This is a genomic window from Pinibacter aurantiacus (genome assembly GCF_019130065.1).
GTDB lineage: Bacteria > Bacteroidota > Bacteroidia > Chitinophagales > Chitinophagaceae > Pinibacter > Pinibacter aurantiacus.
This window is the reverse complement of record NZ_JAHSPG010000012.1, coordinates 130,414-153,819: the sequence shown is the minus strand read 5'-3', so window position 1 is coordinate 153,819 and position 23,406 is coordinate 130,414. Positions and strand designations below refer to the sequence as shown.

Sequence of the window (23,406 nt, the reverse complement as noted above, 5' to 3'; positions counted from 1 at the left end):
TGCTGTTAGCTTGATAAATAGTGAAATACTAAAATAAAAAGGATTCGAAAATTTGTTGACTAGTCAAGATTTCAAATCCTTTTCTATTTCTAAATTTTATCAAACAGAGGCTAATAAATCATTCAACAAAAGATCCGTGTAAATCCGTCTAATCCGCGTCATCTGTGTGCTCTCTCTGCTTACTTCATGTTGTTATACGTTTCCACCTTCAATTGCGCAGCATCTTTTCCGATGGCGCTTTCATCGAATGCAATTTGTATATCCTTTGACTCTCCGGGCATTAGCGAGAAATAATTGTCGTTCATGATAGACGGCAAAATTTGATTGCCAGTTGAGCTATTTACAGCTTGTACACGAATGCCAAAAGCAATGCACGGTGATGAAATCGGATTGCTTATTTGAGCTGAGATAGTGTATTGGCCATTCTCTTTTTTTGTTTTTGAAGTAACCTTCAAATTTACTTTTGAAAGTTTGTTCAATGCTGTGAAATCCTTTCTGCTATTGCCTCTCCAATAAAAATTGTCCGACACTACTTTCCCTTTATCGTCCGTCAATTTTAGTTTTATGAAATGTACGTCGCTCAAGCCTTCACTTTTTGTGTTGCCTTCATACACTTTCATATCCCAAAGTGAATACCCCCAGTAAGTGCCGCGTTCAAGCCCTTGCACCTTTACATAACGGGCTTTTTCTTCCGCAAAGAAAATGTCTTTTTCTCCCGCTTCACCTTCGCTTGTTGCATACACTTCTTTCCATTTTATTGCATCTGTGGATACAAATATTTTGAAAGACTGAGCATAGGCATCCTGCCAGTTCAAACCGACCCCGGCAACATCTTTCACGTCTCCAAGATCAACATACAACCATTCTTCATCCGTTGAATTACTTGACCATCTTGTGTTCGGGTCATTGTCGGTTAACATCGACGGATCGCCATAGTTGGTAGAAGAAGCGTAAACTTTTTTGTGCAGTGCCAAATCATTTTTCGCATGACCAAAAGGAATGGAAAAACAATTGACGGCACTATTCGATGGTGATTCAATTTTCTTTGTTGCGCCGTAGTGTTGCACAGACTTGCCATCCATATTGTACAGACTTGCTTCCGCAGTTAAACCTGTAAAATTTTGCGCCGTTGTATTCACTACTTTAATCGTATCCGTCGCCGGGTTCCATTGAATATGCAAAGGCTCGCAGGCCTTCTTTACGCCCCAGTAAGCGCCGGTAAGATCGTAGTAGTAATCATAGGTTTGCCAAACCATAGAGGGATAAGATGATTGACTCATCCAGATCATGATACCTGAAGCATCTTCCCACATATGATCAAGCCAACCCTCGTACATCGCCTTGTTTGTTTCAATGTTTAAGAATTGCGCCTTGCGGCAAAAATCTTCAATGCCAGTTGCTTTGCCATATTTTTCGTTCAGGCATTCTTCATAATAATCAGGTGTTGCATTGAACGCTGATTGACCGAAGTAGTGCGTGTTCCACATATCATTGCGCGGCCACCATTTGTCCTCCGGCATAAACTTCTTAAAGCTTTCAAAGTTTGTAAACACAGCCGTTCCTGTTTCTGTGCGCAGTCCCCAACCTTTGTTGCCGCCGATTGCTTTTGGATAAGCAGTGAAATAGTATCGCGGATCCTGGTTGCCCCAAAAGCCGCTGCCCGTGAGGTTGTCGGCGTGGGAGTTTGGTTGCCAGTATCTTTCGTTGTTATCAAAAACGCGAATGTCTTCTTTGATCCAATTGCTCAACGGCGGCTCGGGCCAGCCTTCATTATCACCACACCAAACCGCAACGGCAGGATGGTTTCTGCGACGCTTTATTTTTTCAATAACATTCGCATTAAACACATTGATGTCACGTGGAAGATTTGGATTTGCATTCAGCCAGAAATCATCCCATATCATGATGCCGTATTTGTCACAGGCTTCGTAAAACTCTTCATCCGTAGTAGATCCGATCCAGTTGCGAATGATGTTATAGTTCATCTCTTTGTGCAGCCTTACTTTCAAATCATATTCGCGGCCTTTGCAACGTTGCATATATTCCGACATTCCCCAGTTGCCACCTTTCAAAAATAATTTGGTGCCATTGATGAACACGTGTAGTACACCGCCCAATGTGTCGTAACTATATTTTTTTATACCGAAAGAAAAATCTTTAGCATCCGAAACGACCCCGTTTATTTCAACATTCAATTTGCAGGTATATAAATTAGGATCGCCGTAACCGTTGGGCCACCAAAGCTTTGGGTTATTGATGATCAACTGGGGAAACTTCCTGTAATCGATTTTTACTTCATCAGTATTGTTGGCATCAATGGAAAATTTTTGTAAAAATGAAATGTTACCCGGCTGTATCGTTCCTTTGATAATGCCCTGCTGTTGTTTGTCACTGTCGTTTTTTACTTCAACAGACAATGAAAGATCAGCTCTGCCATTCGAAGGCAGGTTGGTTTTCATCCACGGGTCTTTAAGGGTAATGGTTCCCGCGTTTTGCAGAAAAACTTTGTCCGTAATACCCATATTCAATCCCGGTACATAGGGCATCCAATCCCATCCGCCGCTGGAAATATAAGTGGGGCTTGCATAGTTGCCCAAAGGTGGCTGTGGCCAGTACACCAACACTGCAACAATATTTTTCTCATTCTTTCTTATCAGATCGGTAATGTCAAAATTGCCGCGCTGCATAAAGCCATCAAGGGCACCGATTCTCGTACCGTTAAAGTAAACATCCGCTTTTCGATTGATGCCATCAAAGTTGACGTAGGTTTTTACATTCCTGAAATTATCCGGAACATTGATCTCTGCACGGTACCAAAAGTTTCGGTCATATTTTGCTTTATCAACTTTTTGAATGTTGTCACCAAAGTTTGGGTCTTTCTCCAAACCTGCCGCCACATATGATGCGAATACCGTTCCGGGAACAATGGCTTTCACCCAATCGGTCTGCGGATAATTTTGTGAACAGATTTTTTCGACCTCGTCCTTTACATCCTGTTGTGCTTTCACTTTCCAGGCGATTTGTGCATTATCGCTGTTCAATGACAATACTGTTGATTGTGCATTGATACGACCAAATACAAGGGCCTGGGCGAGTAATAATAATCCGAGCTGTTTGCGTAGAACTTTTCTGTACATATGGAATGCTGTTGGTTTTCGTTGTGTTAAAATGGTTTGAGTGAAACGAATGCGAAGGTGTAATCAAGGCATATGGCTGACATTAAAATGAATAACAATGGTTCGCAAGTTATTTTTTACATGCTGGAGAAGGCTTCAAAATATTATCGAAATGATGGACTATATTATGCTGAGTAACCGAATAATTGAATAACTGAAGGGCTCATTGTTGAAAGGCGTTTTGCATTGGGAACACTCAGTTTATTCAGTTACTCAGTTATTCAGTTATTGCTTAACTTCGCCCGCTATGACAATAGAACAAATTAAGGTTATGAGGGAGCGCGTTAGCGTCCTGAGGAGGTTTCTTTGACGTCGCTAACCGACAAGACAAGATCCAGCAAGACAAGCAAATGACATTGAGTCCCGGTTTTTGGGACGATAATGAACGTGCAACAGCCATTTTAAAGGAAATTAAGGTACATGAATATTGGGTGGGTTTGTTTGAAAAAGTGCAAACCACGGTAGAAGATTTTGCGGTACTTTTTGATTTCTGGAAAGAAGGCGAGGCATCCGAAGAAGAAGTAAAATCAGCGTATGAAAATGCATTGAAAGAAATTGAAGATGCAGAGTTCAAGAGCACACTTAACCAACCGGAAGACGAACTGCCTGCCGTTTTGCAAATCAATAGCGGCGCAGGTGGTACAGAGAGCCAGGATTGGGCGGAAATGCTTGCCCGCATGTATCGCATGTATGGCGAAAAGCAGGGTTGGAGCGTTACCCAGCTCGACTGGCAGGATGGCGATGGTGCCGGTATTAAAAGTGCGACACTACAATTCGACGGTCCTTTTGCTTACGGCTTTTTAAAAGCAGAGAGCGGCGTTCACAGGTTGGTACGTATTTCACCGTTTGACAGCAATGCCAGAAGGCACACATCTTTCGCCAGTGTATATGTGTATCCGTTGATTGATGATACCATTGAAATTGAAGTCAATCCGGGTGATATTGAATGGGCCTTCTTCCGTAGTGGCGGAGCAGGCGGGCAGAACGTAAACAAGGTGGAAACTGCGGTGCGTTTAACACACAAACCAACCGGAATCATCGTGGAGTGTCAACAGGCTCGTACGCAGGGTGAAAACCGTGAGAAGGCAATGACGATGTTGAAGAGCCGCTTGTATGAAGAAGAAATGCGGAAACGTGAAGCCATAAAAAATGCGGCCAACTCATCCAAGAAAAAGATCGAGTGGGGCAGCCAGATCAGGAGCTATGTTTTCCATCCTTACAAAATGATCAAAGATCACCGCACCGATTATGAAGTAGGCAACGTACAACCGGTGATGGATGGCGAACTGGATGGATTTATTAAGGCGTATTTGATGAGCGAGAAGGAAGAGAGCAATTAATAATTAATAATTAAGAATTAATAGTGCGGTCAGTCTTTATTATTGATAATTATTAAGAGGCGTTGACGAAGGTTTTTGCTCAATAGAATTACTAATGTACAAGTGTGCGACGCAACTAAAGTTCGATAGTAGCAATACCCCCGATATCAAATATTAAGCATTCTATATTAACAAGAATTGCTGCGTTGTACCGGAGAGTTATTAATTGTTAATTATTAATTATTAATTATCCATGGCTTGGATTTTCTTAATTCTCGCAAGTGCCTGCGAAATTGCATTTGCGAGTTGTTTAAAATTGACGGAAGGATTTTCGAATGTTAAGTGGACAATCGCATTTGTGTTCTTTTACGTGATGAGTGCGATATTGCTGAGCCAGGCGGTAAAGACATTGCCAATTGGAACAGCTTACGCAGTATGGACAGGAATTGGTGCGGCAGGAACTGTGCTGATCGGCATTCTTTATTTTAAAGAACCATATAGTTTCTGGCGCATATTCTTTTTGTGCACGCTGATTATGTCAATCATCGGGTTAAAAGTGGTCTCAAAACATTGATGGACGACGTACGACGTACGATGTTCGAGATTCGTTCGGGAGCAACATCATAAACAAATTCGTACACCATACATCGTACTTCGTACACGCACCAAACAAACATTGCTTATTTTTGCAGAATTATTGGATTTCAGCTATACATAACTAAAAACAGAATTAAACATGAGTTACGGCTATTTCAATTATCCTTTGCCGGTAAACGAGCCGGTGTTAAACTACGCACCGGGTTCACCGGAAAAAGAAACACTGAAAAAAACATTGGCGGAACTGAAGAAGAAAGAGATCGACATTCCAATGTACATTGGCGGCAAAGCAGTTAGAACAGGTAACAAAGTTGCCATTCATCCCCCTCACGAAATCGCGTTCACACTTGGTCACTACCACGCAGGTGAAGAAAAACATATCAGACAAGCCATCGATTCTGCCTTGAAAGCAAAAGAAGAATGGTCAAATATCAGCTGGGAAAACAGAGCTGCCATCTTTTTAAAAGCAGCAGATCTTATCGCAACAAAATACCGTTCTTACATGAACGGAACAACGATGCTTGGACAAAGCAAAAATGCTTACCAGGCTGAGATCGACAGCGCTTGCGAAATCATCGACTTCCTTCGTTTTAACGTTCACTACTTGAGTGAAATTTATCGCCAGCAGCCGATCAGTTCTCCCGGCATTCACAACCGCCTTGAATACAGACCGCTTGAAGGTTTTGTATTGGCAGTAACTCCGTTCAACTTTACTGCAATTGGTGGTAACCTGCCAACATCTGCAGCAATGTGCGGCAACGTAGTGGTTTGGAAATGTGCTGAAACGCAAATTTACTCTGCCCAAATGTTCATGCGCATTTTGAAAGAGGCTGGTTTGCCAGATGGCGTTATCAACCTGATTTACGTTCCAGGCCCAACCCTTGGTGAAATTTGTTTCAACCACCCAGAATTTGCGGGCGTTCACTTCACCGGTTCTACAGGTGTTTTCAATACTATGTGGAAGACAATAGGAGAGAACATGAGCAGATACAAAAGCTATCCGCGCATTGTAGGGGAAACAGGTGGTAAAGACTTCGTAGTGGCGCACAAAAGCGCAAATCCGGATGCGGTAGCAACTGCGTTGGCAAGAGGTGCTTTTGAATTCCAGGGGCAAAAATGTTCTGCGGCTTCAAGAGCGTACATCCCTTCTAACATTGCCGCCGAAGTAAAAAACAAACTTGTAGCGCAGGTTAAAAGCATGAAGATGGGAACAGTCGAAGATTTCACCAACTTCATCAATGCGGTGATCGACCAGAGAAGCTACGAAAAGATTAAAAAATATATCGACAACGCGAAAAAAGACAAGAAAGCAAAAATTCTTGTGGGTGGTAATTGCGACAGAAGAAAAGGATATTTCATCGAGCCAACAGTGATCGAAACAACTGATCCAAAATATGTAACAATGTGTGAAGAGATCTTCGGGCCAGTGCTTACGATCTACACTTACGATGCGGATCAGTATGAAAAAACATTGGCACTGGTTGATGCTACTTCTCCATATGCATTAACAGGTTCAATATTTGCGCAGGATAAAGCTGCGATCGACCTGGCAACAAACAAATTGCGCAATGCTGCCGGTAACTTCTATGTGAATGATAAGCCGACTGGCGCCGTAGTGGGCCAGCAACCATTTGGCGGTGCAAGAGCAAGCGGAACCAACGATAAAGCCGGTTCTCAACTGAACCTTTACCGCTGGTTAAGTGCAAGAACAATCAAGGAAACCTTTAATCCGCCTGTGGATTACCGTTATCCATTCCTGAACGAGCAATAAGTTAGCACGCAGATGGCGCTGATTGGACTGATTTACACAGATAAGTTAGTTCAGTCAGCGTTTTTATTATATGTACTTACCAATGATAAAATTGATCAATAAGGCACGTTGATTAAATAAAAAAAATCTGTGTAAATCAGTCCAATCAGCGTCATCTGTGTGCTAACTTCCTCAACAAATCCGTGTAAATCCGTCTAATCCGTGTCATCCGTGTGCCATAAACTTCCTATTTTTATGAAAATTATTTTCCTTGAAAACGGTTTTAAACAAAGAGCAACTGGCAATAACTATCAAAAGGTTAAGTCATCAAATACTTGAGAATCACTACAATCTTGAAAATACCGTCCTGATCGGCATTCAGCCGCGCGGCATTTATTTCAGCGACAGACTGGTTGAAAATCTTAGGCAGGAACTTCCTGCAACTGCCATTAAATATGGCAAACTCGACATCACTTTTTATCGCGATGATGTAAGAAAAGAATTGCACCTCGCCAATCATACCGACATTCCTTTTTCCATCGAAAACAAACAAGTTGTACTTGTCGACGACGTGTTATACACGGGCAGAACCATTCGTGCAGCTTTAGATGCATTGCTCGCATTTGGCCGTCCTGAAAAAGTGGAGCTATGTATTTTGATCGATAGAAGATTCAGCCGCCAACTGCCTATTCAGCCAGATTATGCGGGCAAAGCCATCGACTCTTTGATCACAGAAAAAGTGAAAGTTAGCTGGCAGGAAGTGCATGGCGCTGATGAAGTTATTCTTTTGTGAGTGATGCGGAATGACGTAGATTTCTATTTTGACGCCTTAAACTATTTGTAACCTGATGAAATTCCTTAACCTTATGCTATGCGGCGTGCTTGCGTGCGCCGTAGCAAACGCACAAACAGACTCTACCTACCTTGATCTTGGCAGAATGCGCGCCAGGAAAGAATTTACCCAAACAACAGTTATAAAAGCAAGTGATCTTGCACAAATGCCCTTCACCAATCTTAGTGATGCGATTCGCTTGTGGGTAAACGGTAGTTACACCGACAAATCAACCATGGTGTATGTTGTTGACGGGGTAATGATCAACGATGCCGATGCTTACAGCATTTACGATATTGAGGAAATCACGATCGTTCAGGATGGGCTCTCACAACCCAATGGCGCAGGTAACTTGCAAACGCTTGCGTTGATCACCACTAAAAAAAGCCGGTCAGCAAAACCGCATTTTTCATTTGCAGGACAGGCATATGTGGTAGACCGTAAAATGGATACTGAAAAAAATTATTTCAACTTTTTCAATCAATACAACCTAACGGGTTCGGGCAATATTGGCAAAGTTGCGGTAGGTGGTTCCATAAATTTTTTACATGATGAAATGCCTGTCCCCAAGGTTGATGGCGAAACGGTTGCAACTGCACCGGACCTGAACAGAATCAGGCTGCATCTTTGGACGCAAACGGATTTGGGGAAGAAGAGCAAACTCTCCTTGCATGTAAACTACACGCCGCAGTTTGGCGGTGGAAAATACACGGAAGGGGCCACCAGCAACGAAAATGCCCATTCAACAGATTTCAATGAAACGCTGATCAATGCTACACTACAGTTACAGACAGCATTTACAAGTGCATTGTACAATAAATTCTCAGTCGGCTATACCACGAATAAGCAAAAAGGAGCGGACGATGTTATGTACAATTACTTTGTAAATGGCGACAGTACAAGTTTTAGTCGTCTCGGCAAATTTAATGCGAACCTTAAAGGGCACACTTTTTTCATCAACGATAACATCGGTTATAACTGGAGGTTGAAAAACTGGTCCGTAGAACCGGCAGTGAATGTAAACTTTCAGTCAATAAAATTTGATACTTACAGCGGTTATTTCATAGACGCAGGCGGCCTGGCCGGACCTTCTGCCGGTGGTTCGTCCAGAAATGGCAAGGGCAACTTTTTTACCGTAACGCCTTCCCTGGCGATCACATACAAAAATATACTCAACGTTCAGGGCGGTTTTGTGCAAGACTTTTCGAAGCTCGTAGAGAAGGATTATGAGCAATCAAATGCTTACCCGTTTGTTACAGTTGCTGCAAATGTGTTACCTGCAAATACTCAACTGATATGGAAAGTCTATGGCTCGTACGCAAAGACTTTTGCCTTGAATAACTTTTCAATGTTCCAATTAGATGATTTGGTTTCTTACAATGATTTGTTTTCTTCACCGGCCACCGGTTTTTTAAGCGGTCCTGGTACATATATTCCGCAACCTGCAAAAAATTACAACGAAAGATACCAGGCGGGTAGTGACTTTTCTTTTTTCAAAAAGAGGATTACGTTAGGATATAATTATCTGAATGCTTCGGATGTGCAATATGTTCAACTTACGTTTCCTGGCACAGGGATAATGTACTTTCCGGGAAAGTATACAACAGAGAGACACCAGGTAAGCGTTGTAGGAGAGGTGTTACAAAATAGCCCAGTCAAATGGCGTACAGGAGTTTTTGTAAACTTCTTTAAAAACAATTTAAATTTTGACGGTCTTGATTTGGCTTTCGATGAGAAGCCCTATTCAGGTGGATGGACAAACAGGTTTAGTTACAAGCGTCTTTCGTTCGGAGCAGATCTTCTGTATCTGCTGAACAAGGATGTAGCTCTAAGTCCTAACAAAACAGAAAAGCACAATTCTATTCTTTTGCAGAACATTTATCTGGCATATGCGCTCCATAGCAAAGCATTGCCAAACATGAGTGTGTACATCAGTAGTCGCAATCTCGCTGATTCCAACATAATGCCGTTAGCCAGTGACAATCGCAGGTTCTACGGTGGTGGGGTGAAGTTTGATTTTTAGAATAACTGAATAACTGAATAACTGAATGGTTGAATAATTGAATTATTGAGGACAATCAGTTATTGCAAGTTCAGTTATTCAGTTACTCAGTTATTCAGTCTGTCCTCTGTGCCTCAGTGGCAAAAGTCCAAAAAAAGTCCTCTTCGTATTTATTTTTCCTATAGCTTTGCCCCTTAAGATGCAACTATCTACCAAACATCTTTTAGGGATTAGGGACCTTGTTCCCAACGATATTCAAATCATTTTAGATACCGCAGCTCAGTTCAAAGAAGTTTTACAGCGACCTATTAAAAAAGTTCCGTCATTGCGGGATGTAACGATCGTGAACCTGTTTTACGAAAACTCTACCCGCACAAGAATTTCCTTCGAGCTCGCTGAAAAACGCCTTAGCGCAGATACCATCAACTTTACAGCCAGTGGCTCTTCCGTAAAAAAAGGAGAAACCTTACTGGACACGGTAAACAACATCCTTTCCATGAAAGTGGACCTGGTGGTGATGCGTCACAGCGCAAGCGGAGCGCCGCATTTCCTGGCGAAGCATATTCCTGCCGCCATTGTAAACGCCGGGGACGGTATCAATGAACACCCGACTCAGGCATTGCTGGATGCATTTTCCATTCGTGAGAAACTGGGCACTTTGCAGGGCAAAAAAATTGCGCTTCTTGGTGATATTATGCATTCACGCGTGGCACTGAGCAACATTTACCTGCTGAAAAAAATGGGTGCAGAAGTAATGGTAGCAGGTCCGCCTACGCTGATTCCAAAATACATGCAACAGGCATTTGACGTGCATGTGGAATACGATTTGAAGACGGCCCTCGAATGGTGCGATGTAGCAAACGTATTACGAATTCAATTGGAGCGCCAGAACCAGGTGTTGTTCTCCTCATTGCGTGAATACAATTTGCAATACGGGGTAAAAAGAAGTTTGCTCGATAACCTGAACAAAGAGATCGTGATCATGCACCCCGGTCCTATCAACCGCGGCGTGGAACTCGATAGTGATGTGGCCGACAGCAAACAATCCATTATCTTGCAACAGGTAGAAAACGGTGTGGCGGTGAGAATGGCAGTGTTGTATCTACTGGCTGGGGGTAAGACGATACAGAATTAATCGGGGTTTTGAGTTATGAGTTTTGAGTTGTTTAATGCAGGCACTAAGCATTGGATGTGCCTGAAATACTAACAACCAACAACTATAAACTAACAACTCAAGACTCATAACTTATAACTCACAACTTCCTATGCAACGCATTTGCTTGTTTCCCGGAACCTTTGATCCCATTACCTTGGGACACGTGGACATTATCAACCGCGCCTTGAATTTATTTGACAAAATAGTAATTGGCGTGGGGTTGAATTCTGCAAAAACGCCCATGTTTTCACCCGAGCAAAGACTAATGTGGATCGAAGAAATATTTAAGGACGAGCCCAAAGTAGAAGGCGCCACATATGAAGGCCTCACTGTAAATTACTGCCAGTCCATCGGCGCAAAATACATACTTCGTGGCATCCGTTACGTTAGCGATTTTGAGTACGAAAAAACCATCGCTGACGCCAACCGCACTTTAGACAAAAACATAGAAACTATCTTCCTTACGGGAGAACCGAAATACACATCCGTAGCCTCCACCATCGTTCGCGACATCCTGCGCAATAACGGTGATGCAAGACCATTTCTTCCCGAGGCGGTAGCAAATAGCATATGCAAGACGCAGAGCGCTCAGAAATAGAGAGCACGCAGATGACGCTGATTACACTGATTTACACTGATTCTTTTGGATTGTATTTACAGGTGAAACTGTTTTGCAATTAAAAGATGGTGTTTAGGAAGATCAACCTGATAGCACATTTAACAACCAATCCGCGTAAATCAGTTTAATCCGTGTCATCTGTGTGCTCACCCTGTGGTACTCGTATTGCAGCTTCACATTAAAACCATTCAAAATGGGGAACAAGCTTCAAAACCAGGTGGCCATTGTGACCGGTGCCAGCAGCGGCATTGGAACAGGCGTTGCAAAAGCATTGGCCGCAGAAGGCGCTATTGTCGTGGTTAATAACTCCTCCGAACATTCACACGATGCAGCCATTCAAATACTCAACGAAATAAAATCAGCCGGAGGCCAAGGCATCGTTTATCAATGCGATGTAAGCAAGGAAGACCAGGTGCAGGCCATGTTTGCCGAAACAATCAAGCAGTTTGGCACGGTTGATATTTTAGTCAACAACGCGGGTTTGCAGGATGATGCGCCTTTTACCGAAATGACATTGGCGCAATGGAACCATGTGATCAGTATAAATCTTACAGGACAGTTTTTGTGCGCGAGAGAAGCGATCCGCGAGTTTTTGCGTCGTGGCATGCAGCCGGAAAAATCTCTTGCCCTGGGAAAAATAATTTGTATGAGCAGCGTGCATGAGGTAATTCCCTGGGCCGGTCATGCGAATTATGCAGCCAGTAAAGGTGGTATTAAATTGCTGATGCAAACACTGGCACAGGAATTTGCACCAAAAAAGATTCGCATCAACAGCATAGGACCCGGAGCCATCAAAACACCCATTAATAAAGAAGCCTGGGATACTCCCGAAGCCGAAGCAAAACTGCTGACGTTAATCCCTTATGGAAGAGTAGGAATCACCGACGACATCGGCAAAGCAGCGGTGTGGCTGGCCAGCGACGACAGCGATTATGTAAACGGCGTTACACTGTTTGTGGATGGAGGAATGACGCTGTTTCCGGGCTTTTCTACGAACGGATAGGCGAGTTAATAATTAATAATTAAGTTCGTTGCCGGAAGTGATACATGCTGAATAGAATTACGTCAGTACAAGTTCCGATTATATTTCTCATCGGAATCCCGATGAGGAATATAATCGGGAAGTGACAAAACAGGAGTTCAATAAATGAGCTGCCATTAATATACCATTCAAATTATTACCCTAAGTAGCCCACCTTGTAATTACTGTAACTAACATCGCGAAGACTAGTTCATTTTGCTTGTTATACGCAAGCCGAATGTCACGTTTTAATTATTAATTATTAATTATTAATTTTTCCTCATCATGAATGCAGAAAGAACAAGACTCAAAGATTTAGCATGGAAAAAATGGGGGCCATATGTTTCTGACAGGCAATGGGGAACAGTACGTGAAGACTATAGTGCGAATGGAGATGTGTGGAACTATACAACGTTCAATATGGCTCGCAGCAAGGCTTACAGATGGGGGGAAGAGGGAATTGGTGGCATTTGCGACGATGAACAACTGATCTGTTTTGCAATGGCATTCTGGAATAAGAACGATCCCTTCATCAAGGAAATATATTACGGAATGTCGGGGCCCGAGGGCAACCACGGAGAAGATGTAAAAGAGTTGTACTACTACCTCGATTCCACGCCCACACACTCTTACATGAAGATGCTATACAAGTATCCACAGGCAGCCTTCCCTTACGATGAAATACTTGAGGAAACAAAAAAGCGAACAAGGAACGATCCGGAATACGAATTGATCGATACGGGCATTTTCGATCAAAATAAGTATTTCGACATTTATATTGAATACGCGAAAGCCGCACCGGAAGACATTTTAATCAAGATCACCATTCATAACCGCGCAGACGCAGATGCCGCGTTGAATGTTCTTCCTACATTATGGATGCGCAACACCTGGAGCTATACAGATGCAAAAATAAAACCCTTGTTGTTCGAAAAAGAGCCAGCGGCTATCGCTGTTAAATGCGAAAATGCAGGCCAATACAGTTTGCATTGCGAAGGAGGTCCTGAAATTATTTTCTGCGACAACAATACCAACAATGAGTTGCTGTACAGTGCACGCAACGAAACTGGTTATTGCAAAGACGGCATCAACAATCACATCATCCACAAAGCAACGACGGTAAACCCTTATAAAGAAGGAACAAAAGGTGCGGCCAACTATGACATCGTTGTAAAAGGTGGAGACTGCCACATTATTCGCTTAAGACTTACAAAGGGCGAACACAATGAGCCTTTTAAAGACTTTGAAAATATTTTGGCTGCACGTTTGCAAGAGGCAAATGATTTTTATGCAGAGATACAACGTGATGTAAAAAATGAAGATGCCAAACTGATACAGCGGCAGGCACTCGGCAGCATCTTATGGAACAAACAATTTTACAACTACAATGTACAGCAATGGCTTAGCGGCGATCCGGGTCAGCCAAGACCACCGGTGGAAAGACTTGCGGGGCGCAACCACACATGGAAGCACATGAATTGCATGGATATCATTTCCATGCCCGATAAATGGGAATATCCGTGGTTTGCCGCATGGGACCTGGCTTTCCACTGCATTACATTGTCAATGGTCGATATTGATTTTGCAAAGCAGCAACTTGAATTGTTGACCAAGGAACAATACATGCATCCCAATGGTCAAATACCTGCATACGAGTGGGCATTTGAAGATGCGAATCCTCCTGTGCATGCGTGGGCCGCATGGCGCGTATATCGCGAAGAAGCGCACCAAAACGGAGGTAAAACGGACGTTGCATTTCTAGAATCAATCTTTCATAAATTGTTGCTCACGTTTACATGGTGGGTAAACAGAAAAGATGAATCCGGCAACAACATCTTCGAAGGCGGTTTCCTCGGGCTTGATAATATTGAAGTTTTTGATCGCAGCAAACAACTGCCAATGGGCGGTTATATCGAACAAGCCGATGGAACAAGCTGGATGGCCATGTTTGCATTGAATATGCTGCACATAGCGCTTGAACTTTCACGCTACAACAAGGTGTACATTGACCTTGCGAATAAATTTTTCGAACACTTTTTATACATCGCCGGAGCACTGGAATATTTAGGAGAAAATGGCGAAGGGTTGTGGGATGATGAAGATGGCTTCTTTTATGATCAGGTGCAATTACCAACAGGCAAAACCTTCAGGTTAAAAGTAAGAAGCATGGTTGGATTGATTCCATTGTTTGCCGTGGAAATTATTGACAGCAAAGTGCTAAAAGAATTGCCTGAATTTGAAAAGCGCATGCAATGGTTCCTGGAACACAGGCCGGATCTGGCTTCACTGGTTTCAAGATTTAAAGAAAAGAACGAAAACGAAAAAATATTGCTCAGCCTTGTTCGCGCAGACCGCATGAAACATGTACTGTACAGAATGCTCGATGAACAAGAATTTCTAAGCGATCATGGCGTGCGTGCATTGTCAAAATATCATTTGGAGCATCCGTATGAATTGACAATTGAAAAAGAAACTTTTTGTTCAAAATACACACCAGGAGAAAGTGACAATGCTATGTTTGGCGGCAACTCAAATTGGCGGGGCCCGGTGTGGATGCCGGTTAACGCGTTGATCATTGAAAGCCTGCTGCGTTTTCATACTTACTATGGCGAAGAGTTTAAAGTTGAATGTCCCACCGGCTCAGGCAGATATCTATCGCTGAGACAAATTGCAAACGAGTTGATTATCCGATTGGAAAGAATTTATTTGAAAGATCATACAGAAAGAAGAGTATTTTTCGGACAACAGGAAAAAATGCAAACAGATGCGTACTTCAAAGACAATATTTTGTTCTTTGAGTACTTTCATGGCGACACAGGAAAAGGCCTCGGTGCCTCGCATCAAACGGGTTGGACAGGTATTATGGCGAAGTTCCTGGGCTATAGGTTTTGAACAGTTGTTGATTGTTAGTTGTTAGGAGAGGTTGAAGATGTAAAAACGCTACAACAACAACAACTATTAACTAACAACAAACAACTATACCATGATATGGAATCCCAACAAAGGCCTCACGCTTGAATACTTGCACACACTCTCCAAAGGCACGATGGCGGAGCATTTGGGAATAGAGTGGGTGAAAATTGGAGACGATCATTTGATTGCCCGTATGCCTGTAGATCACCGGACCAAACAGCCATTTGGGTTGTTGCATGGCGGGGCATCTGTGGCGCTTGCAGAAACGCTGGGCAGTGTTGCCGCGGCACTTGTAATTGATCACAACATAAGTTTTCCTGTGGGCCTGGAGATCAATGCCAATCATATTCGCAGTGCGACCGGTGGTTACGTGTACGGCACCGCAAGACCTTTTCACACAGGCAATACAACACAGGTGTGGGAAATAAAAATTACTGATGAAGAAGATCGTCTTGTTTGTGTAAGCAGAATTACCGTTGCAATTTTGAAACGCAAAGAGAGTGACAAATAGAAATGTTAATCACAAAGTCAATTCATCTATATGAAAAATATTCTTCTTGCGATCCTTCTCTGTATTGCTTGTCCTGCTTTGCTTTTGGCGCAATCGAGTGTCGACGTAAGTATTGCATCGAAACTTGAAACAAGCATTCCTGTGCTCATGCAAAGAGACTATATTCCCGGATTGACCGCTGCATACATACAAGATGGGAAATTGGTTTGGCAAAAGAATTACGGTGTTGCCAATGCAACAACAAAAGTGCCTGTAACTGATTCCACACTTTTTGAAGCAGCGTCTCTTACAAAAGTCGTAACTGCCTACGCTGCGTTAAAACTTGTAGATGCCCACCAGCTCGATCTTGACAAACCATTGAATTCATACCTGGGCAATAATTATCAGGTAGGCGATGATCAACGCATCAACATGATCACTGCACGCCGCGTGCTATCTCACAGTGCAGGGTTTCCAAACTGGCGCAATGAAGGCGATTCTTTATTGCCCATCAACTTCACGCCGGGAGAGCGTTTCAGCTATTCAGGCGAAGGTTTCGTTTATCTCGCATATGTAATGGAGAAATTAACCGGCAAGAGTTATGAAACACTTATCGAGCAAACTGTTTTCAAACCGCTTGGAATGTCAAGAAGCAGCATAACATGGAAGCCTTCATTTCAAAACGTTGCAGCCTATCGCCATACATGGACAGGCGAAGTTTCGTGGCTGGCAGACTACCCGAATGCCAATGCAGCAGCGAGTTTACGAACAACAGCCAAAGATTATGCGACTTTCCTGGCCGCAGTATTAAATGGCACCGGCCTTACAAAAGCATCACATGAGGCAATGCTTACAGCGCAAATAAAAGTTGATCCTGCAAACTACACACAACTCTACTGGGGCCTTGGCATCGGTTTAGAAAGAACCGAAAATGCCCGTTATTGCTGGCATTGGGGCGATCAGGGAGACAGTAAGGCATTATTCGTTGGCAACATAAATACTAAGGACGCGATCGTTTATTTCACAAACAGCGCCAACGGATTGTCCATTGCGCCGGACATTATAAGCATTGTGTACGGGGATAAAAATCACGATATCCTTAAGTATATCTCCTACGGCAAATTTGATACAACAGCATTGGTTCTGGTAAAATCGATAAAACAGAACGGGGCAGATGCAGCGTTGCAAAATTATCAGCAAACAAGAAAGAAGATCATTGATGAAAATGCCATGAACAGCATTGGTTATAGCTTTCTAAACGCCAATGATATACCAAATGCACTAGCTGTTTTTACGCAAAATACAAAAGATTTTCCAAATTCATGGAACGTGTGGGACAGCCTCGCAGAAGCTTACATGAAGCAGGGAAATAAAAAGCTGGCGATAGAATATTATGAAAAGTCTTTAGTATTGAACCCCAAAAATGACAACGGAGCAGAGCAATTGAAGAAATTGAAAGCGCAATAGAAGTAAAAAGTCAAAATTCAAAAGGGTCTCCGAAACTTGGCGACCCTTTTGAATTTTGACTTTTTACTTTCCGTTCACCCCAGCTTTTTCACCACATCTTTAATAGAAGGAAAAGTATTCGACAGCACATCTGCCAGTTGCTTTTTGGGTACCCATTTCAACTCAGTAATGTCCTCCTCTGTTTGCGGTTTCATGTCCTGCACCTTACTGTCCACAGACATTTTATACCAGTAGGATTCTTTCAAAATATGGTGACCGCTTTCGTTATACGTGTGATAGGTTGTAAGCAAATGTTCCTTTAACTTGATTTGCTGCAGGCCCGTTTCCTCCTCAACCTCTCTAACGGCGCACTCTTCAATGGTTTCACCATCATCCAGTTTACCTTTTGGCAGGTCCCATTTTCCTCTGCGAAGCATAAACAACAACGCATGTTTTTCGTTTTCCACCACGCCACCACCGGCTTTTATGATCCTGAATTTTTTCCAGATAGCATGCCTTAATTCTTCCAGGTTTGAGTGAAGGAAAATGCCAGCGTGAATTTTATTTGAATGCATTTCGTGCAGCATGGCATTCACGGCATGTGTAGAAAATTCATCAATAAAAACCGTATCGTCATGGTGACGAAACTCCTCCATTTCCTGATCTATGGCATCACACAAAAAAAGCGGCTTATCGTTGAAGTAAATTGGGATATGCATGAGGGTGGTCTTTTTGCGAAGATAAAAAGATAATAACTGAATAACCGAATGACTGAATAACTGAGTATTTCAATTTCGACGGGAATGATTGATTCTGAAGATTCAGTTATTCAGTCATTCAGTTATTCAGTTATTCATAACTATCTTCGCACCATGACAAATGAAAAAGTTGTAGCTGAAAAGCTTTTACAGATCAATGCCATAAAGTTGAGCCCAACGGCACCGTTTACCTGGGCAAGTGGTTGGAAAAGTCCCATTTATTGCGATAATCGTAAAACATTGTCTTTTCCTTTTATCAGGGATTACGTTAAATCCGAGCTGTGCAACGTGATTTTTGAGCAGTTCCAGGATGCAGACCTGCTTGCCGGAGTGGCAACTGCCGGTATTCCATGGGGCGCAATGGCTGCAGATCAGTTGAAATTACCATATATATATGTACGTCCGAAACCAAAAGAACACGGCCTGGGCAACCAGATCGAGGGGCATTTTGAGAAAGGACAGAAAACTGTTGTCATCGAGGACCTGGTTTCTACCGGAAAAAGCAGTCTGCAAGCGGTTGACGCTTTAAGAGCTGCCGGACTTGAAGTGATCGGCATGGTTTCGATATTCACTTACGGATTTGTGGTGGCAGAAAAAGCGTTCGCGGATGCCGGAGTACCATACAAGTCTTTGACTAACTACAATTCATTGATCGAAATCGCGATTGAAAAGAATATCGTTACAGCAGACCAACAATCCATTTTGCTGAATTGGAGAGAAGATCCCGCGAATTGGACTGGTGCTTAAAATTGTTTTTTAGCTAAAGATTTATGAAAAAACAAACATTCTATCATTTAACTTTAGCGAGTTGAATTTTAAAAATCCTACCAAAATTCGAAAAATGAAAAAATTACAATTAGTGCTGATCCTCCTGATGGGCGCCGTAACCTTTTCTTTCGCCCAGGCAAAAACTCAAAAATCGGTTGTCATCAACACGCCAACTTTGCAATGTGAACAATGCAAACTCATTGTAGAAAATTACCTGGCTAAGGAAGAAGGCGTAATAAAATATGCGGCAGATTACAAACGCAAACAGGTGAAAGTAACCTACTGGACAGATCGTACAACGGTAGAAAATGTGAGAACGGCGATTGCGAATGCCGGTTTTGATGCCGACAACGAAACCGCGAATCCCGAATCTTACAAAAAACTTCCAAAATGTTGCATGAAAACTGCTGATGCCGGACCGATTCCAATGGATCAGAAAAAGCAATAACGAAGTAAAAAATCAAAAATAAAAAGTAAAAAGAGCCCGCCGGTTTTAGAAACTGGCGGGCTTTTTCGTGCGAGAAATTGGCACACGGATGACACGGATTGGACTGATTTTCACAGATTTTTTAACGCAAAGGGCGCGAAGGTCTTTGCCCAACCTTTGTGCCCTTTGCGGTTAATAATGCGCTGACGAGCTTGAAAAGAACTCCTAAAAAAGTTAGTATAAAGCTGATTTATTTTCATGCTTCAATGGCCTCAAAGCGTATGATAGCCTCATCAAAATCCGTGAAAATCCGTGAAAATCCGTCCAATCCGTGTCATCCGTGTGCCCAGAAAAAACCTTAAAGTGGTGTCTTACTTATAAAAAGGGTCCGGTAAATATGTGTCATCTGCGTTCCAATTTTCCATGAAAAACTCGGAAAAATCTGCTCCAAAAATCCGTGAAAATCCGTCCAATCCGTGTCATCTGTGTGCCATTGAAAAACAGAAATCCAGCCTAAAAACATCAGCGAACATCTGCCAAATCAGCGTCATCTGCGTACTATTTTTCACGGGTAAAAAATAAAGATTCATGAAAATGAAGGGACAAACAAGAATGATTGTTCACCCATGAAAAAAATTAGAAATCTACTTTCTCAAATCAATTTCTAACTTTCATAAAAAATCAAAACGATGGAATTCGATTTTTCTAAAGACTATATTTTGGAAGACGACAGGGTTCTTTTGCGACCTCTGAAAAAAGAAGATGCCGAATTTTTAGTGCCATTTGCAGAGCAAGAACCCGACATATGGAAATTTTCGACAATGCCGGTTGCAGGAAGTGAGAATATGAAAAAGTACATCGACTTAACCCTCCGGGCACGTATTGATAAAAAAGAATATCCATTCATTGTGTTCGACAAAAAAGAAAATGCATATGCTGGTTCGACCAGGTTTTACGACATACAAACAGCCAACCAGACCCTCCAACTTGGATATACCTGGTACGGAAAAAAATTCCAAAGGAGCGGTTTGAACCGTCATTGCAAATTGCTGCTTTTGACTTTTGCCTTCGAAAAAATAAATATGGAAAGGGTAGAATTCAGAGCTGATGTTCTCAACGAAAAAAGTGTAAACGCCATGAAAAATATCGGATGCACTGTCGAAGGCGTCTTGAGAAACAGTATGCCAAAAATGCCGGAAGGAAGAAGAGATACTATTGTTTTGAGTATTTTAAAAAATGAATGGTTCGATCATGTGAAAGAAACACTCCGAAAAAAAATTGACTATATGTCGTAAAATTGACTTTTTAGCCTCGCATTAAAAAAGCCTCCTGAAAAATATCAGGAGGCTTTTTATGTCGAAAAATAAAATTTAAGATATTTTATAATGTATAAGTGAGAAATTTTAGAAGCTCACTTTTTGATTTCCCTCATACAAAACAGGCAAATTCATCATAACCCCTGATCTCCCAACTTTTGCCGTTCCTTGGATTTTGATCTTTACCTGGTTAAAAAGAAGGGCCGAAATCGCATTGCTTACCAAGCTTTTTACATCGACTGTAATTTTTACCGGTACGTTAAAAGTGTCCAATTTGGGAATTTCTATCAAAGTATCGAGAACTGTTTTACCCACATATTTATCCGCCAGGTAAATGTCAAGATCTGCTTTTCTCAATTTCAGGTCAAACTTATTCTGATTGTAATAGGTCACATCTGCCGAAACGACAGATTGATTTCCTCCTAAACTTTCAATATTAAAATTGCCGATGCCGACAAATTGAGGCATTTCCGGCTTACAGCAAGCTCCAAATAGTAGGATGGGGATTAGCAAAATCCAACTCAGTCTTTTAAACATTTTAATCGATTATTTATTCAGCAAAATAGGGAAGTTCTTGCACATCGCTGAAAAAATAAAAATCGGTCGGCAAAATTGACTACTAAATAACTTAGAGTTGAAGTTATCTGTTGCATTTTATTGTAAACAGATCATTGATAATTTTATTAGTATTATAAATTATAAATTAAACAGCTAGAATTCAATTGATAATTTTAGTAAACGAAAATTTAATTAGATAAAATATTGAGGTGTAAAAGTGAATTCACAGTGGCATTTTTCAGCAGAAAATTAATGCATATTAACTATTTAAATTTGCATTATTATTTATCTCATTTATAATTAATTATATTGTTTTAATAAAAAATAATTCTATTAAATACATAGATGTGAAATAATTTTAATTTAAAAAAAGTGAATTTTTGAAATTTTGGCGAATTAGAAAATTGATGGAGAAAATCATCAGAAAAATGGAGAGCGTCTTTAAACGCCTGTAAGGTGGATTTTTGAAAAATCAGTCTTTACTAAAATTAAATTTTAGTAAAAAATGTTGGAGAAAATTTTGCCTCGAATTCGCGATCTTAATTTGTGATGTTTTTTGCGGTGGCAATAATGTCAGAAATGTCGATTCATACTAGGCTCAGAGTTATCAAAAAATTAGTCTTGGTTTATGTCGGAACTGGCTGCGAAAAAGTGGCTGGTTGGATGGAATCAGGATATGAGGAAATAGAGGCTTGTTTGAGGATGGTTAAATAAAAAATACCCATCGGAGATGATGGGTATTTTACTTTATTTTTATGCTTAATTACTTTCTTTGTTTTAGGCACGGCTTCACTGAGCTATCAGAAAGAATCCGTAAATGAAGTTTCAAATTGCCTGGTAGATGTCTTGAATTTCTATTTTATATATTTGTAAATATATAATGTTTGGTTCCAAACATTTTTTTGCAACCACGAGCCTACATTTCAAGAATGGATTTTCATCAGCTCAATTGCACCTCGCCAACTATAAAAACGCTTCCACATACCAAAACCAGATCGTCTTTTTCTGAACTGGCTATTGCATCCTTAACTGCCTCGTTGACAGTAGGGAATGATTTTCCAAACAAGTCAAATTTGGCGGCTTCTTCTTTTAGCGTCCCGGCATCGAGGGCGCGGGGTATTGGGGCCTGGGTAAAATAGTAAATTGCGTGTTTGGGAAGAAGCTTTAAAACCGTGGTAATATCCTTGTCTTTTACCATTCCAAATACAATGTGCAGACGGTGGTAAGTAGTTACCTCAAGTTGAGAAACAATCGCTTTGATGCCATCTTCGTTGTGACCGACATCCAAAATCACGGACGGATTTTGGTGAATGATTTGCCAACGACCAAACAATCCGGTTAGCTTTTTCACATTTTTTAACCCATGTAAAATATTTTCATGTGAAATTTTCCAACCCTTTTGCTGGAGCTGATGAACTGCTTCAAGAACTGTTACCAGGTTTTTCGTTTGATAAATTCCGGGAAGATCCAGCTCATAAAAATTCATTTCGTCGGTATGCAAAGTTGAAACTTCCACTGTTAAAAGATGGTGATTGTATTTCCAATCGATCGATCTTCTTTTCTCGGGTGCGATGATCATAGGTGTTTTCCGGGCCGAAGAAACCTCCTCAAAAACGGGTTTTGTCTCGGGTAGAATTTCACCCACCACCACCGGAATTTCTGGCTTCATAATACCCGCTTTCTCGAACGCGATCTTCTCCAAACTGTCCCCGAGAATGTTCATGTGGTCCATGCCAATATTGGTAATAACCGACACTTCCGGCGTAATGACGTTGGTGCTATCGAGTCTGCCCCCGAGACCGACTTCCACGATCGCGATGTCGACCTCTTCCTTCGCAAAATAGTCGAAGGCCATGGCCACGGTAATCTCAAAAAAAGAGGGTTCGATCTCGTCGATATGGGGCTGGATCTTTTTGGTAAAATCCACCACAAATTGCTCCGAAATCATATTGCCATTTATTTTAATTCTTTCTCTGAAATCTTTGAGGTGTGGAGAGGTGTACAAACCAGTTTTATACCCCGCAGTTTGAAAAATGGCGGCAAGCATATGACTGGTTGAACCCTTGCCGTTTGTGCCGGCAATATGTACCGTCTTGAACTTTTTATGGGGGTTGTCAAGTATTTCGCAAAGTTGTAATGTGTTGTCGAGGTCCTTCTTATAAGCAGCTGCACCAATGCGGCTAAAAATAGGCAACCTGTGAAACAGGTAATCGATCGTTTGTTGATAGTCCATAGTGCTGTAAAGATAAATCATTACT

General features: G+C 41.7%; 18 protein-coding genes. 14 read left to right on the top strand and 4 right to left on the bottom strand.

What is annotated here, in order from left to right; translation table 11 throughout:
* Positions 1-179 precede the first annotated feature (179 nt).
* Positions 180-3,137: a discoidin domain-containing protein gene (locus KTO63_RS15075; protein WP_217792187.1), complete on the bottom strand. Its 2,958-nt coding sequence runs from the start codon at positions 3,135-3,137 to the stop codon at positions 180-182.
* Positions 3,138-3,423: 286 nt separating this feature from the next.
* On the opposite strand from KTO63_RS15075, the gene prfB reads away from it, so the two are divergent.
* From prfB to KTO63_RS15020, 11 genes are all read left to right on the top strand, one after another.
* Positions 3,424-4,516, top strand: a protein-coding gene (gene prfB, locus KTO63_RS15070) for a peptide chain release factor 2 (RefSeq protein ID WP_394371628.1) whose coding sequence is annotated in 2 segments (ribosomal slippage) — positions 3,424-3,471 and positions 3,473-4,516 — 1,092 coding nt in all. Because the reading frame shifts where the segments join, the coding sequence is not laid out codon by codon here.
* Between the two features lie 232 nt (positions 4,517-4,748).
* Positions 4,749-5,069, top strand: a complete 321-nt coding sequence (locus KTO63_RS15065; protein ID WP_217792183.1) for a DMT family transporter — start codon at positions 4,749-4,751, stop codon at positions 5,067-5,069.
* A 162-nt stretch (positions 5,070-5,231) separates the two neighbouring features.
* The gene (gene pruA / locus KTO63_RS15060) at positions 5,232-6,863 is read left to right on the top strand and encodes an L-glutamate gamma-semialdehyde dehydrogenase (RefSeq protein WP_217792181.1); all 1,632 of its coding nucleotides are present in this window, start codon (positions 5,232-5,234) and stop codon (positions 6,861-6,863) included.
* A 250-nt stretch (positions 6,864-7,113) separates the two neighbouring features.
* Positions 7,114-7,635: a bifunctional pyr operon transcriptional regulator/uracil phosphoribosyltransferase PyrR gene (gene pyrR / locus KTO63_RS15055; protein WP_217792180.1), complete on the top strand. Its 522-nt coding sequence runs from the start codon at positions 7,114-7,116 to the stop codon at positions 7,633-7,635.
* A gap of 55 nt (positions 7,636-7,690) precedes the next feature.
* Positions 7,691-9,697 (top strand): TonB-dependent receptor, encoded by a 2,007-nt coding sequence (locus tag KTO63_RS15050; protein ID WP_217792179.1) that lies wholly within the window; start codon positions 7,691-7,693, stop codon positions 9,695-9,697.
* A gap of 178 nt (positions 9,698-9,875) precedes the next feature.
* Positions 9,876-10,811 (top strand): aspartate carbamoyltransferase catalytic subunit, encoded by a 936-nt coding sequence (locus KTO63_RS15045; protein ID WP_217792176.1) that lies wholly within the window; start codon positions 9,876-9,878, stop codon positions 10,809-10,811.
* A gap of 130 nt (positions 10,812-10,941) precedes the next feature.
* Positions 10,942-11,430 (top strand): pantetheine-phosphate adenylyltransferase, encoded by a 489-nt coding sequence (coaD, locus tag KTO63_RS15040; RefSeq protein ID WP_217792174.1) that lies wholly within the window; start codon positions 10,942-10,944, stop codon positions 11,428-11,430.
* Positions 11,431-11,644: 214 nt separating this feature from the next.
* Positions 11,645-12,454 carry an SDR family oxidoreductase gene (locus KTO63_RS15035; protein WP_217792172.1) on the top strand — a complete coding sequence of 270 codons (810 nt, stop codon included), beginning with the start codon at positions 11,645-11,647 and terminating at the stop codon, positions 12,452-12,454.
* 303 nt (positions 12,455-12,757) lie between these two features.
* Complete coding sequence (locus tag KTO63_RS15030; protein WP_217792170.1) at positions 12,758-15,364, top strand: MGH1-like glycoside hydrolase domain-containing protein; 2,607 nt, start codon at positions 12,758-12,760, stop codon at positions 15,362-15,364.
* A gap of 91 nt (positions 15,365-15,455) precedes the next feature.
* Positions 15,456-15,896 carry a hotdog fold thioesterase gene (locus KTO63_RS15025; protein ID WP_217792168.1) on the top strand — a complete coding sequence of 147 codons (441 nt, stop codon included), beginning with the start codon at positions 15,456-15,458 and terminating at the stop codon, positions 15,894-15,896.
* A 30-nt stretch (positions 15,897-15,926) separates the two neighbouring features.
* Positions 15,927-17,342, top strand: coding sequence for a serine hydrolase (locus KTO63_RS15020; RefSeq protein WP_217792166.1), 1,416 nt, complete (start codon positions 15,927-15,929; stop codon positions 17,340-17,342).
* Positions 17,343-17,416: 74 nt separating this feature from the next.
* On the opposite strand, the gene KTO63_RS15015 is transcribed toward KTO63_RS15020, so the two are convergent.
* Entirely contained in the window at positions 17,417-18,040 is a 624-nt protein-coding gene (locus KTO63_RS15015; protein WP_217792164.1) for an NUDIX hydrolase, read from the bottom strand.
* A gap of 84 nt (positions 18,041-18,124) precedes the next feature.
* Between KTO63_RS15015 and pyrE the strand changes: the two genes are divergently transcribed.
* The 3 genes from pyrE (at position 18,125) to KTO63_RS15000 (ending at position 20,569) form a co-directional block, all read left to right on the top strand.
* Positions 18,125-18,826, top strand: coding sequence for an orotate phosphoribosyltransferase (gene pyrE, locus KTO63_RS15010; protein ID WP_232373193.1), 702 nt, complete (start codon positions 18,125-18,127; stop codon positions 18,824-18,826).
* 94 nt (positions 18,827-18,920) lie between these two features.
* Positions 18,921-19,295, top strand: a complete 375-nt coding sequence (locus KTO63_RS15005; RefSeq protein WP_217792162.1) for a heavy-metal-associated domain-containing protein — start codon at positions 18,921-18,923, stop codon at positions 19,293-19,295.
* Between the two features lie 668 nt (positions 19,296-19,963).
* A complete protein-coding gene (locus tag KTO63_RS15000; protein WP_217792160.1) occupies positions 19,964-20,569 on the top strand; it encodes a GNAT family N-acetyltransferase in 606 nt (201 codons plus the stop codon).
* A 108-nt stretch (positions 20,570-20,677) separates the two neighbouring features.
* On the opposite strand, the gene KTO63_RS14995 is transcribed toward KTO63_RS15000, so the two are convergent.
* Together KTO63_RS14995 and KTO63_RS14990 are read right to left on the bottom strand one after the other, a co-directional pair.
* Positions 20,678-21,127, bottom strand: coding sequence for an LEA type 2 family protein (locus KTO63_RS14995; protein WP_217792159.1), 450 nt, complete (start codon positions 21,125-21,127; stop codon positions 20,678-20,680).
* A gap of 961 nt (positions 21,128-22,088) precedes the next feature.
* Positions 22,089-23,381, bottom strand: coding sequence for a bifunctional folylpolyglutamate synthase/dihydrofolate synthase (locus KTO63_RS14990; RefSeq protein ID WP_217792158.1), 1,293 nt, complete (start codon positions 23,379-23,381; stop codon positions 22,089-22,091).
* Positions 23,382-23,406 lie beyond the last annotated feature (25 nt).